This is a genomic window from Dehalococcoidia bacterium, assembly GCA_035528575.1.
GTDB lineage: Bacteria > Chloroflexota > Dehalococcoidia > E44-bin15 > E44-bin15 > DATKYK01.
In genome coordinates, this window is record DATKYK010000009.1 from 1 (window position 1) to 12,134 (window position 12,134).

A 12,134-nucleotide genomic window follows, 5' to 3' on the forward strand; every position below is an offset into this window, starting at 1 on the left:
GGGGGTGGAGGCTAAGGCAGAGAACTGCAGGAAGGCAATCAACGCTTTCGAGGAAGCTCTGAAAGTAAGGACTCTTGAACACTTCCCAATGGATTACGCAATGACTCAGAACAATCTCGGGACTGCATACCGCACTCTTGCGGAGGTGGAGGCTAAGGCAGAGAACTGCAGGAGGGCAATCAACACCTTCGAGGAAGCTCTGAAAGTGTATACTCTTGAACGCTTCCCAATGGATTACGCAATGACTCAGAACAATCTCGGGAATGCATACAGCACTCTTGCGGAGGTGGAGGATAAGGCAGAGAACTGCAGGAAGGCAATCGACGCTTACGAGGAAGCTCTGAAAGTGTATACTCTTGAACACTTTCCAATGAATTACGCACTGACTCAGAACAATCTCGGGACTGCATACCGCATTCTTGCGGAGGTGGTGGCTAAGGCAGAGAACTGCAGGAAGGCAATCGACGCTTACAAGGAAGCTCTGAAAGTATTTACAGAAAAAGAGTTTCCAGAAAATTATCCTTTAGTTGCGTCGAATTTTATAGGACTTCTTAAGTTCTGTGGTGGCAATAAATAATAATGACGCCAAGAAAAACAATTCGCCACTATCGTGGCTCGCCCTCACATTCGTTCGGGTCACATAACAGCAGACATACGGATTTGCTTCGCTTCGCCCAAATTCTTGGCTTCGCCTCGCATTTCGTATGTCTATGGACGTTATACGCAAAGTACGCAATTCTAACCTGTTGCAGATTAGAAGTCCCCTCTAAGCCTGATCACCCTAGATAGAGCATTAGGGACGCCTTGTTAATGTAACATTTGTCCAGAATGTATAATCTATATCAAATCAAATAGGCTGAGTATCCTATGTGATGCCCAGCCTCTTCTATACTTCAGATAATCAAATACTAGCTTTAACTCTTCCCTATTCTAAATACTTTGGTGCCACATTTCGGGCACACACCCTGAGTGGCCGGGCGGCCATTCTTCATTGTGATCGACTTTGGGTCCTTGACATCCACCTTTTTCCTACATTTCATACAATAGGCCTGCATTTCACCCTCCTTGATTATCGTATTTCAACGGGAGACTAGCAGATTAATGCTGATTAGTCAATAGGGTATTAACGAAATATCGCTCTGTGCAGCGCTATACTTCGAGCACTGACTAACATATACATATTGACATCCTGCATAGCTTGACTTGCATATTTTTCACAGCTATTATCTAGCTGCCCAACTGGAGCAGGGAGTTCAAAGATGAAGTTCAGAGATAAAGAAAAGGCAAGGTACAAGAGTATAAAACCTATCTTATTTAGTCCAGAAGCCCAACGTGACGGTAACTACAGAAATATACCTCGCTTCTTTTGTCTGGATGACGAACACTCAGAAGAAAATCTGTTCGCTGACATACAGAAGCCGGCGATTGACTATTTCAAGCAGCGTAGGATTGGCTGGCACTATGGTCTAGCAGAGGGTCAGAAGCCCAGCAACCATCTATGCTGCTCACAGTGTTGCTGCCTCAATTTCCTTTTTCCGATGACAAGACGCCCAGACCTACTGATGATTGTGTTCAGGAAATACTACTCTGACTTGGTCGAACCCTTAACTATCGACAAGGATAATCCATTGACTGATGGCTCCTTTCCGTATATCGGTTTTGAATGGATCGGCGTCGGTGATTACTTGGGCGAAACGCGCCGCAAGGGAAGGAACCGCACCAGGGGCGCAAATTACACCAGCGCAGACTTCGTCTTACGCTTCAGGAGAAAGGATGGGGAAATACAAATCGTTCTGGGAGAGTGGAAATATACGGAAGAATATGGTGAGTCGGATAAGGGTATCGAGGTGCGCAGGCAGAACTACAATCAAGCATTTCATAGGAAGGGTGGCATCTTCAAGCGCCAGGACGCAGAGCTGTATAATGCCCTGTTTTTTGATCCGTTCTACCAACTGATGAGACTACAATTGCTTGCCCAAGAAATGGAGTTCAATAAGGAAATGGATGCTGATGTAGTCAGTGTCCTCTACATCTCACCTGCTGAAAACACTGAGCTCAGGGAAGGCGTTACCTCGCCATATCTTAGGAAGACTTACCCGAAAGAAGATATGTTTGAGATTTGGAAGGGGTTGGTGCCGGAAGATAGATTCACGAGAATCTCAACAGAAAAATTGCTAAGTACGATAACCGAATCTTGTGGTAATACATATACAAATTGGGTGGACTATCTGAATACACGATACGGCTGGGATAAGGTAAGCTGTACATAAGGCCATCTCGTTTAATGTATTAAACAAACTTCTATTTTGTTCAGTCGGGTTTATATTTACTTTACTTTGACATTTGCACCGATAGCAATACTGTGCTACGATTTTATTATGCTAAGCTGGACTAGGTGGAAAGACTAAAGGCCAAGCTGAAGGTTCTTTGTATCGTCCACTTAGCTCCACCATTTTTACCCCACACTTTCAATGTGACACCGAATTCCCCTGTTGTTAGCAGTCACAATTACACTACTTGAATATACGTTGGGTATAAAAAGGGCAAGCGATACAATGGCGATCGAAGAAGCTAAAGAAGGGCGGAAGCTGGCTAGCTTTCACTAACTCTTCAGTGCTGAATCACCAAGACCGTATCTATGGTGACCACGAAGGATAGCCATCGAAATCTAAGTTAAAGGTGAGCCTGGTCTGGTCAGAGCCATCGGCGTTCATCACATATATTTCTATTTCTGCAATATCATCGCGGTTGGATGAAAAGGCGATCTTGGTGCCATCGGGTGACCAGGTAGGGCAGTCATCGTCATTCGAACCATAGGAAAACCTGGTCTGTTCCGAGCCATCGGGATTGATAGCCCAGATTTCAGAGCGGCCACTGCGATGTAATACATAAGCGATTCTGGAGCCGTCAGGTGACCACACTGGATGGTCATCATCATCTGTGTTTGTGGTAAGCATGGTCTTTTCCGAGCCGTCAGCATTCATCACGTAGATTTCCTTGTTGCCATCGCGTCCGGATACAAAGGCGATTCTGGAGCCGTCTGGCGACCACACCGGACACTCACCGATGCCCGAGGTAAGCCGGATCTGGTCTGAGCCATCGGAATTCATTATGTATATTTGCCGGTTTCCATCACGACTGGATGAGAAAGCGATCTTGGTGCCGTCAGGTGACCAGCTCGGGGACTTGTCGGAATATGAAGTGAGCCTTGTCCTGTTTGGGCCACCATACTCAGCGTCCACCACAAAGATTCCATTGGTGAAATCTTCATAAGATGTGAAGGCTATCTTGGTGCCATCCGGCGACCACACAGGGTAGTCCTCCTCATTGGAAGTAGTGGTAATCTTCATCTGGGTTGAGCCATCGGCGTTCATTATCCAGATTCCATATTCATCGTCGCGGTAGGATGAGAAGGCGATCTTGGTGCCATCCGGCGACCACATCGGGTCGTAATCACGTGCTGGATTATTGGTGATGTTGGTTTGGTCTGTGCCATCGGCCTCCATCAAGTAGATTTCCCAGTTGATGGGTTCCGTCAGGCGATCGGATAAGAAAAGGATCTTGCTCTCTGTAGGCGTAGGTGTTGTGGCGGTCGGTGTCGGTGTCGGTTCAGTCTCACCCGGCCCGCAGCACGCCGCTGGTATAAGTACCAGGGCTAAAATAACGAGCATCGCTGCTAACATCTCCAGCTTTTTTATCATCATTCACTTCCCAGATAGTTCTTTCACCGACATTATAGTCAAATCTGGCTGGGAGTCAAGCTATAGGCTTAGGCGTTGAAGCGTTCTATGATTTCCTGGCTTTGTGGGGATTTGAGTGGGAAGTAATATGGTGCTAAAAACTACAGGACATTAGATGAGGTTAGAGGAAAGCCTTTAAAACTAATGGCTAAGAGCCGAGAGGATAGTAGCACATTTCTGCTTGGGATTAGAGGGTATGGGGTGGTGAATCCAATGCAGGTTGTAGAATATATCATGGCGTAGAAAATCTATCCACAAGAGGGCGTTGCCCTTGACTTCTAGAGAGAGTATCCTGTATTCTCAGTATATTGTAAAGGAGTAACAGGCAATGGCACGTAATCCTTTTAGCGGCACCTGGAGACTGCTATCGTATGAAGTCAGGAGTACGGCTGGGGAGACTAGATACCCCTGGGGCCAGAACCCTGTGGGGTTCCTGATGTATAGTGATAATGGATATGTATCCGTGGCTATGATGAGTGCCAACCGTCCCAGGTTCGGAGCTAAAGACATCAAGAAAGGAACTACCGAGGAGAAGGTAGCGGCTGTTGATACCTATATATCCTATTGCGGCAGGTATGAAGTTCAAAAAGATACGGTTACCCATCATGTTGAGGTCTGCCTCTTTCCCGACTGGGTTGGTAATGATCAGATACGCACCTATGAATTCGATGGTGACAGGCTCTTATTAAGTACAGAGCCGATTATAGCGGGCGAGAAGCAATGGACCGGCCACCTATTATGGGAACGGGTCTGAATCTTCCACTCTATCCACCACTGGTAATTGTGAACCTGGCCACCTTCGGAGCTTTCAGAAATTCCCACCTGCCTCGTACACCACAGTCCAGTGCGGCGATCTCAATGTGCAACATGGCGACTCCGCAATCCAGACGCTTGAACACACCAAGAATCACACCTAGGTCAAAAGGCGCTGAGCGCACACCCCACCACCGGAAAAGCTCTCCCTAGAGCGGCAGATGCTCTTAGGAGAGAAGCACCCAGTTAGAGATAAAACCCTGAAGCCGGATATCTCCTTGATGAATCCGCGTGAGGCCACCATCAAGATCGAGGAGCTTTGGTGAAAGGCCAAGAGTAGACTTGCAACAACTCTGATTTTTATCAGGCCCGAAAGTTGTAGAATCATTTAATAGATGTATAATAAGTGTGGGAGGTTCACAGTGTATGAAAAAATACTCGTTTCCCTGGACGGATCGGAGTTGGCTGAGATTGCTCTACCCTATGCTGAGGAGCTGGCAGGAGCTCTGGATTCCGAGATCACCCTGATACACGTTTCTGAGTCAGCCGAGGACAAGTATGTACACATGAACGAGTTGTACGTGGAGAAAATAGTTGAGGCAACAAGGAAAGGTACCGAAAGGTATCGCGGGAAACCGGCCAAGGTGGGCGCAGTCCATCTGGTTGGACACATTGCTGAGCAGATTGTGGACTATGCGGACAGGGAGAAGATTGGCCTGATCGTGATGGCTACTCACGGCCGATCTGGTATTAGGCGCTGGTTTTTGGGAAACGTAGCCGCTAAGGTGGTGAGGGCTACGGAGCGGCCGGTAGTGCTCATCAGGGCTAAGGACGCCCGTCCCAAAGTACGTCGGAAGCGCTTGCTGAACAAGGCGCTCGTTACCCTGGATGGCTCAAAGGAAAGCGAAGCGGTAATTCCCTATATCAGTGAGCTTGCCTCCAAGCTCAAAGCGGAAGTCGTCCTCTTTAAGGTAGTGGCGCCGACCTACTTGGTTTACAGCATCCCAGGAGAGGCTGTCCAAAAGCCCTACAGCCTGGAGAAGATGGAGAAGATAGTAGCGAAGTCCAAAGGTTACCTAGATACGGTGGGTGCTGAACTTAGGGACAAAGGAATCAACACCATATCCGAGGTTGGAGTTGGGGTCCCAGCGGAAGAAATTATCAGGATCGCCGACGAAATACAAGCCGATGTGGTGGCCATGTCTACACATGGGCATTCCGGTATAAGTCGTTGGGCATTCGGGAGTACAGCAGATAAAGTCCTACATGCAGGGAACACTCCGGTTTTATTGGTGAGGGCATCAAGCGCGACTACGAGGTAGCGGGGCATACCTCCTGAAACCTGGAGTGGGGAAGCTACCCCATCGCCGGCGAAGTGCTAGCTAAATTGTAAGGAGTGCACATGTAGGTCAAATTGTGAACCTGGCCACCTTCGGAGCTTCCAGAAATTCCCACCTGCCCTGCACGCCGCAGTCCAGTGCGGCGACCTCAATGTGCAACATAGCGATTCCGCAGTCCAGACGCTTGGATATTCCGTATTCGAGCTTTGAGCGATACTTTGAGCGATAAACGGAAACGGTTATACTGTTTGGTTCTACATAGAAGAGCCAGGGCTGTCTGTTGATAGCGGAAGGGGCGAGCGTAGCTGCTTCAAGAGCTGATTTCATCCAGTGAGGCCACTCCGCCTGCTCTAGTCCAGTTACCAGTTCCGCTAAAGGCTTCCGCCTGTGGCTTCGACCAAAGCCCGTCATTATTCTTTCTTCCAGTGAGAAGTCTTTGATGGCGTAACCAATGGGGGTTACCGCTAAAACTCTTTCGTTTTCACCAGTGCCAATGATGGATGCCGCAACTTTGGGGCGGAAGAACCCGCCCACCCAGCAAGTGGCCAGGTCCATAGCTGTTGCCTCCAGGATGATGCCTTCTCCCAGATAGCCAACCTTTTCTTGAATGTAAGGATCATCCATATTACCAATAAAAGCGATAAGGGCAGGAGCGCCTTTTATCTTACCGTAATGGCCAATAACACCCTTAAAAATTTCATCGGGTGATTGTGTTACCAGCTCGGCACGAGCTTGCGGAAAGGGTCTGAATTCTCCGCAAAATGCTTGTAAATGGTCCAATAGACTGGAGTCTAGCTTGGTAGAGTCAAACTCGCGCCGAGACCTCCTGTAGGGAATCGCGGCATGCCATTTGGAAAATGGGATCTCCATCGATGATGTCACCTGTGTTTGTTCATGTGGATCTTATCACATTTTTCGAAATAGCGCCCACCGGACAGACCTCGGCGCATAGCCCACAGCCGTCGCACCTGGTATCTACCAGTCTATCGCCGCCGAAGGGGCTTATGATAGTGCGGTCGCCGCGGAAGGCATAGTTTAGCGCACCGATTTTCCTCTCCTCATTACAGGCCCAGACGCACTTACCGCAGAGGATACACAGGTTGGGGTCGAGGGTGATATCGGGGTGGCTATCATCCACCGGCAGGTCACGGTGTTTGGTGCGGAAGCGCTTTTGCTTAAGCTTGATACGAAGAAAGGAGGCGATCTTCTGTAGTTCGCAATTACCATTTGCCGGGCAGGACTTGCATATAATGGGGTGGGAGGCGAGGAGCAGCTCCAGTGCGGTGCGCTGTAGCCTGCGGACATGATCCGTATCGGTTCGAACCGCCATGCCCTCGGTAACCTCCTCGGTACAGGCGGTGACCGGCTTGGGCTTTCCATCGATCTCGACGAAGCAAAGGCGGCAGCCGGTATGAGGCCTGACACCGCGAATGGCGCACAGGTTGGGGATATATATACCAGCATCCAGGGCGGCGAAGAGGACTTTATCGCCTGGTTTTGCCTGTACCCTATTGCCGTCGATCGTCAGGTTTATCGGTTTTGTTTTCATCGGTTGGTCTCGGCTCCGAAGGTGGTAGCTCGCTCAGCGGCGATATCCTGATAACGGCGTTGTACTGTGGCGGACAGGCATCAACGCAGCTACCACACTTGACGCACTCTTCCTGGTCAATGACCTTGATCCCCCGTTTGCCGCTGAAAATAGCCTCCACTGGACAGCTGCCGACGCAGGCATCGCAGGAGCGCTCGCATTTCTCAGGGAGGATGTAAAAGGCGGTAAGCTCCGGACAAACCAGAGCTGGACAATACCGTTCCTTTATGTGAGACTCATACTCCTTATGAAAGTATCGCAGTGTGGTCAGTATGGGGTTTGGGGCTGTCTTCCCCAGGCCGCAGAGCGCTCCCTCTTTGATATCAGCCGCTAGCTCCTCAAGGAGCGCGATATCACCGGCCTTGCCACTACCACTTGTTATATCCTCCAGTATATCCAGCATCTGCGCCGTACCGAGGCGGCAGAATGTGCACTTACCGCATGATTCGTGTCGGGTGAAATCGAGGAAGTAGCGCGCGGTGTCGACCATACAGTTATCTTCGTCGAGGATAACCATCCCGCCGGATCCCATCATGGCTCCTGCCTCAGTGAGCGAGTCGTAGTCGATGGGCAGGTCCAAGAGGCTCTCGGGGAGGCAGCCGCCCGACGGCCCGCCGATCTGAACCGCCTTGAATTTGCGTCCCTTGGGTATACCGCCACCAACATCGAAGACAAGCTGGCGCAGCGTCGTGCCCATCGGAACCTCCACCAGGCCGGTGTTTAACACCTTGCCCGCCAGGGCGAAGACAGCCGTTCCCTTTGAGGTCTCGGTACCTATTTTTGCAAACCACTCAGCACCGCGATCGATGATGGGGGGCACGCTCGCCAGGGTCTTGACATTGTTTATAATTGTCGGCTGACCCCACAGGCCTTCGGTGGCGGGGAAGGGGGGTCGGTGCTGCGGCCAGCCCCGCTTGCCTTCCAGCGAGGCGATGAGCGCTGTTTCCTCGCCGCAGACGAAGGCCCCTGAGCCTCGCATCAGTTCGATCTCGAAGCCAAAACCGCTGCCCATGATATTATCGCTGAGGAGACCATTCTCCCTGGCATGAACTAGGGCGCTCTCGACACGCGCCACCGCCAGCGGATACTCGATACGAACGTATATATAGCCCTTTTCAGAGCCGATGGTGTATCCGGCGATGAGCATACCCTCAATTATGGAATGCGGGTCGCTCTCCAGGATGGCACGGTCCATAAAGGCGCCGGGGTCACCCTCATCGGCGTTACAGATAACATAACTGGTGGTGCCCGGGGCATCGAGACATATCTGCCACTTATCTGCGGTGGGAAAGCCGGCTCCGCCTCGCCCCCTGAGCCCGGAGCGTTTTAGCTCCGAGATGATGTCTTTCGGTTTCATCTGGAGAGCCTTATTCATGGCGGCGTAGCCGCCGTACGCGATGTACTGGTTGATATCTTCGGGGTCGATGTGGCCGCAGCGGCTTAGCAGTATGTGCTTTTCATACTGAAACCTGGGCTGGTCGAAGATGGTGGGGATGAGCTCGTTCTCCTCGAGGGCACCGAGGGTGAACTCGTAGCACGGGTCATCGCCAATAATATAATCCGAGATGAGCCGCGAGGCGACTCCGGGCGTCACATATCCGTAGCAGATGGGGGGAAAGCCCGGCTTGGTGATGATCACCAGGGGTTCGGCATAGCAGTGTCCCATACACCCCACCTCGGTGAGTATGGCATCGATGTTTCTCTCCGCCAGTTCCGCCTTAAGGGTCTCCAGCGTCTCAAGAGCACCGGCAGCCCGACCGCAGGTCGCGGTACCGATGCTGATACGTGGCTTGGGACTGTTTAAAAGGGCGTCCCACTCGGCGAGGGCCCTTTTTCTGATGTGTTCGAAGCTCTCGCCTGTGGATTTAATCGTGCTCTTTTTTACCATTAGCCTTCTGTTTTTCCTGTTCAAAGGACAGCAGGACACCCTTAATTCTGGTAGGGGAAATAGTGCCTTTAACCTGGTCGTCGACCACAGACACCGGGGCCATGGCACAGCAGCCCACGCAGGCGACCCGTTCCAGGCTGAACTCGCGGTCCGGGGTTGTCTCCCCCTCCTCGATGTCGAGCTCCCGTTGCCAGGAATCGAGTATTATCTTGCCCCCCTTTATCTGGCAGGCTGTGCCTAGGCAAACCTTTATTTGGTGCTTCCCCGGCGGAACGAAGCGAAACTGATTGTAGAAAGTGGCCACGGAGTAGACTTCACTATCCGGGGCATCCAGGAAGCTGGCGGCCTCAAGCATGGCCTCACGGGGCAGGTAGCCAAACTTAGCCTGAATGTCTTGTAAGATGGGGATAAGTTTGCCCCGCTCTCTGGAGCGGGACGCAAGTACTTCGCCCGTTTGACGTATTATTTCTTCTTCAGTCATCTACTGGACATCGTTAGGTAGTCGAAGCGCTTAGCTGGCCTGGCTCTATATTATAGCACTCCATAGCATCACTGTTAAGCTCGTGGCTAAGGAGGTTGGTCTCGTTTAGGTAGAGGTAACATTGGATAGAAAGTATTGTTCCGAAACGCGCAGCATGCGTATGAGGCTTCCTTCCCCGGTTGCCATGTGCTAATGCCGCGGCGCCCTACTTCCTATACGCTGCCAGGAGTCTCCTTACATGGCGCAGTGAGAGATGCAACGCCTCACTGGCTTCCCTGCAAGTCACCACACCCCTCCCCACCTGGTTTAACACCATCAATCTCTTCTGCTCTTTCCTATTCAATGTCACCTTCTCTTTCATAGGGTGACATTTTCTCAGAACAGTTAATGGGTGACAAAATCATAGAACATCAACATGATGAGTATAAAAACTTTACAGTGTGATGTATTTATGCTAAACTTATTGCTGGCTTTCCGGTGGTTTTAGCGGGACGGACCCACCCGTTCCCATCCCGAACACGGAAGTGAAACGTCCCAGCGCAGACGATACTGGTTGCGAACGTGACTGCGGAAAATATGTCACTGCCGGGAAGCCTTTTTTTATAACAGCTCTCTGTAAAATCGAGTGGAAACAGCTATGAAATGGTGCAGAACACAGTAGCATTTTCCCTGCAGTGCACCTCCACATTCCTTGAACCATAGGAGTTGCACTGCTGCGTCTTTATACTCGTGTTACGCCCGTCGGTAAACATATTGCTCGTCCAGTTATCGAAGTAATTCAAAATGGGCTCCTTTCATCATTTTAAAGTGTTGTCCTTTTATATAACTTGACACATTGCGATTAAGTAGCTAGAATATCTGTGAATATAGACGTGTGACTATAGCGGTGAGAAAGGAGGGGATCATGTGGCTGAGGTAATACTAGAAGAGAGAGAGAACTTCGACAGTCTTCTAAAGAGGTTCAATCGGAAGGTGCAGCAGGCTGGTATACTCTCCGAGTTTCGGAGAAGAGAGTATTATGAGAAACCATGCACCACGCGAAAACGGAAAGAGGCAGCGAAGCGTCGAAAGAGCACCCGAAGTAGCACCCGAAGTAGCACTCGAAGTAGCAGATGAAGCGCTCTCGTAGGTGAAACAGACATGACGCTACAGGAAAAGATAGCAACTGACTTGATACAGGCGCAAAAAAGGGGTACAAAGGCGCGGGTATCGGCACTTCGTTTAGTTAGGGCAGGCGTGAAGAATGCTGAGATCGCTAAGGGTGCTAGTCTGGATGATGCCGGTGTTATAGATATAATCTCCAGGGAGGTTAAGCAGCACCGCGAGAGCATTGCTGAATTTATAAAGGGAAATCGACAGGACCTGGTGGATAAGGAGGAGGCGGAACTGGCTGCCCTGCTGGAATATTTGCCCAGACAGATAAGCCGTGAGGAAATTAGCGAGGCGGCTCGTAAGGTGATAGAGCAGGTCGAGGCACGAGGGCCCGGCGATAAGGGCAAGGTAATGTCCCAGCTTATGCCACAACTCAAGGGCAAGGTGGATGGGCGTGAGGTTAGCGATGTGGTCGCTGAGTTGCTCGCTGGGTAGTAGTAGTACATTGTTAAAATTGTCATAGAATGTGTTTTAATACCGCACCGGAGTTTATTATGGTGCGGTTTTTCTTTTTACTTCATGCTGATAAATACGGATGGAAAGGTCTATCTTTTTATTTTCGGCAGCGTGGATTATAATAAATCGGGGGAAAGTGGGGAAATTATCGTGAACAATTTCGTCGTTTTGCAAAATTATTAGAGTGAAACGGGAGAAAAAGGGAAGAAGGAAAAAATGAGAGTAGTTTTACTTCAGAATGTATCCGGGTTAGGGGAGATGGGGGAGGTAAAGGAGGTCTCCAATGGCTACGGCAGAAATTTCCTGCTCCCTAGGGGGCTTGCCGAGTTTGCATCTCCTGTTTTAATGAAGCGGGCGGAGGAAAGGCGTAACGCTGAGGAGCGCCGCCAGCTAGTGGCCAGTGCTGGGATGGCGGATCTGGCTCAGACCCTGGAGGGGTTGGAGGTTGTTATAAGGGCTAAGATTGGTGCTCACGATCGCCTCTACGGGGCGGTTACCAGTGCGGACATCGCCGATGAAGTGCAGCGGCTCACCGGACAGGATATAGATAAGCGAAAGGTAGAGCTGGATGAGCCAATTCACCAGCTTGGAGAGTATGAGGTTTCGGTAAAGCTATCTGGAGACCTTGTGCCTAAGTTAAAGGTTGTTGTGGAGGAAGAGAGGGTGGAGGCAAAGCTGAAGGATAAGGAAAAGGCGAAAGAAGCGGCTCAAGAGGAGCCAGAGGCAAAGGATTAGT

15 protein-coding genes and 1 rRNA gene are annotated in these 12,134 nt (G+C 50.4%); 8 read left to right on the top strand and 8 right to left on the bottom strand.

Annotation, left to right across the window (positions count from 1 at the left end; genetic code table 11):
• Positions 1-577, top strand: a 577-nt coding sequence (locus VMX96_01455; GenBank protein ID HUU62578.1) for a tetratricopeptide repeat protein, incomplete at its 5' end; no start/stop codon positions are given.
• A 337-nt stretch (positions 578-914) separates the two neighbouring features.
• On the opposite strand, the gene VMX96_01460 is transcribed toward VMX96_01455, so the two are convergent.
• Positions 915-1,055 (bottom strand): DUF5679 domain-containing protein, encoded by a 141-nt coding sequence (locus VMX96_01460; GenBank protein HUU62579.1) that lies wholly within the window; start codon positions 1,053-1,055, stop codon positions 915-917.
• Positions 1,056-1,259: 204 nt separating this feature from the next.
• Between VMX96_01460 and VMX96_01465 the strand changes: the two genes are divergently transcribed.
• Positions 1,260-2,270 (top strand): hypothetical protein, encoded by a 1,011-nt coding sequence (locus tag VMX96_01465; GenBank protein ID HUU62580.1) that lies wholly within the window; start codon positions 1,260-1,262, stop codon positions 2,268-2,270.
• A gap of 366 nt (positions 2,271-2,636) precedes the next feature.
• On the opposite strand, the gene VMX96_01470 is transcribed toward VMX96_01465, so the two are convergent.
• Positions 2,637-3,704, bottom strand: coding sequence for a hypothetical protein (locus VMX96_01470; GenBank protein HUU62581.1), 1,068 nt, complete (start codon positions 3,702-3,704; stop codon positions 2,637-2,639).
• Positions 3,705-4,068: 364 nt separating this feature from the next.
• Between VMX96_01470 and VMX96_01475 the strand changes: the two genes are divergently transcribed.
• A complete protein-coding gene (locus VMX96_01475; GenBank protein HUU62582.1) occupies positions 4,069-4,494 on the top strand; it encodes a lipocalin-like domain-containing protein in 426 nt (141 codons plus the stop codon).
• A 421-nt stretch (positions 4,495-4,915) separates the two neighbouring features.
• Positions 4,916-5,815, top strand: a complete 900-nt coding sequence (locus VMX96_01480) for a universal stress protein (protein ID HUU62583.1) — start codon at positions 4,916-4,918, stop codon at positions 5,813-5,815.
• Positions 5,816-5,902: 87 nt separating this feature from the next.
• Here VMX96_01480 and VMX96_01485 read toward each other — a convergent pair whose 3' ends face one another.
• From VMX96_01485 to VMX96_01505, 5 genes are all read right to left on the bottom strand, one after another.
• Positions 5,903-6,703, bottom strand: coding sequence for a nitroreductase family protein (locus VMX96_01485; protein HUU62584.1), 801 nt, complete (start codon positions 6,701-6,703; stop codon positions 5,903-5,905).
• Between the two features lie 22 nt (positions 6,704-6,725).
• Positions 6,726-7,382: a 2Fe-2S iron-sulfur cluster-binding protein gene (locus VMX96_01490; protein HUU62585.1), complete on the bottom strand. Its 657-nt coding sequence runs from the start codon at positions 7,380-7,382 to the stop codon at positions 6,726-6,728.
• Complete coding sequence (locus VMX96_01495) at positions 7,342-9,309, bottom strand: NADH-quinone oxidoreductase subunit NuoF (protein HUU62586.1); 1,968 nt, start codon at positions 9,307-9,309, stop codon at positions 7,342-7,344. The genes VMX96_01490 and VMX96_01495 overlap by 41 nt, the downstream gene beginning before the upstream one ends.
• A complete protein-coding gene (locus tag VMX96_01500) occupies positions 9,287-9,790 on the bottom strand; it encodes an NAD(P)H-dependent oxidoreductase subunit E (protein HUU62587.1) in 504 nt (167 codons plus the stop codon). The genes VMX96_01495 and VMX96_01500 overlap by 23 nt, the downstream gene beginning before the upstream one ends.
• 205 nt (positions 9,791-9,995) lie before the next feature.
• The gene (locus tag VMX96_01505; GenBank protein ID HUU62588.1) at positions 9,996-10,133 is read right to left on the bottom strand and encodes a helix-turn-helix domain-containing protein; all 138 of its coding nucleotides are present in this window, start codon (positions 10,131-10,133) and stop codon (positions 9,996-9,998) included.
• A gap of 130 nt (positions 10,134-10,263) precedes the next feature.
• On the opposite strand from VMX96_01505, the gene rrf reads away from it, so the two are divergent.
• Positions 10,264-10,381, top strand: a 5S ribosomal RNA gene (gene rrf, locus VMX96_01510).
• A 44-nt stretch (positions 10,382-10,425) separates the two neighbouring features.
• On the opposite strand, the gene VMX96_01515 is transcribed toward rrf, so the two are convergent.
• The gene (locus VMX96_01515; protein HUU62589.1) at positions 10,426-10,572 is read right to left on the bottom strand and encodes a hypothetical protein; all 147 of its coding nucleotides are present in this window, start codon (positions 10,570-10,572) and stop codon (positions 10,426-10,428) included.
• Positions 10,573-10,696: 124 nt separating this feature from the next.
• Between VMX96_01515 and rpsU the strand changes: the two genes are divergently transcribed.
• The 3 genes from rpsU to rplI all read left to right on the top strand — a co-directional run bounded on the left by rpsU (position 10,697) and on the right by rplI (position 12,133).
• Entirely contained in the window at positions 10,697-10,906 is a 210-nt protein-coding gene (gene rpsU, locus VMX96_01520; protein HUU62590.1) for a 30S ribosomal protein S21, read from the top strand.
• A 24-nt stretch (positions 10,907-10,930) separates the two neighbouring features.
• Complete coding sequence (locus VMX96_01525; GenBank protein ID HUU62591.1) at positions 10,931-11,377, top strand: GatB/YqeY domain-containing protein; 447 nt, start codon at positions 10,931-10,933, stop codon at positions 11,375-11,377.
• A gap of 237 nt (positions 11,378-11,614) precedes the next feature.
• Positions 11,615-12,133: a 50S ribosomal protein L9 gene (rplI, locus tag VMX96_01530; GenBank protein ID HUU62592.1), complete on the top strand. Its 519-nt coding sequence runs from the start codon at positions 11,615-11,617 to the stop codon at positions 12,131-12,133.
• The last annotated feature ends 1 nt before the right edge of the window (position 12,134 follow it).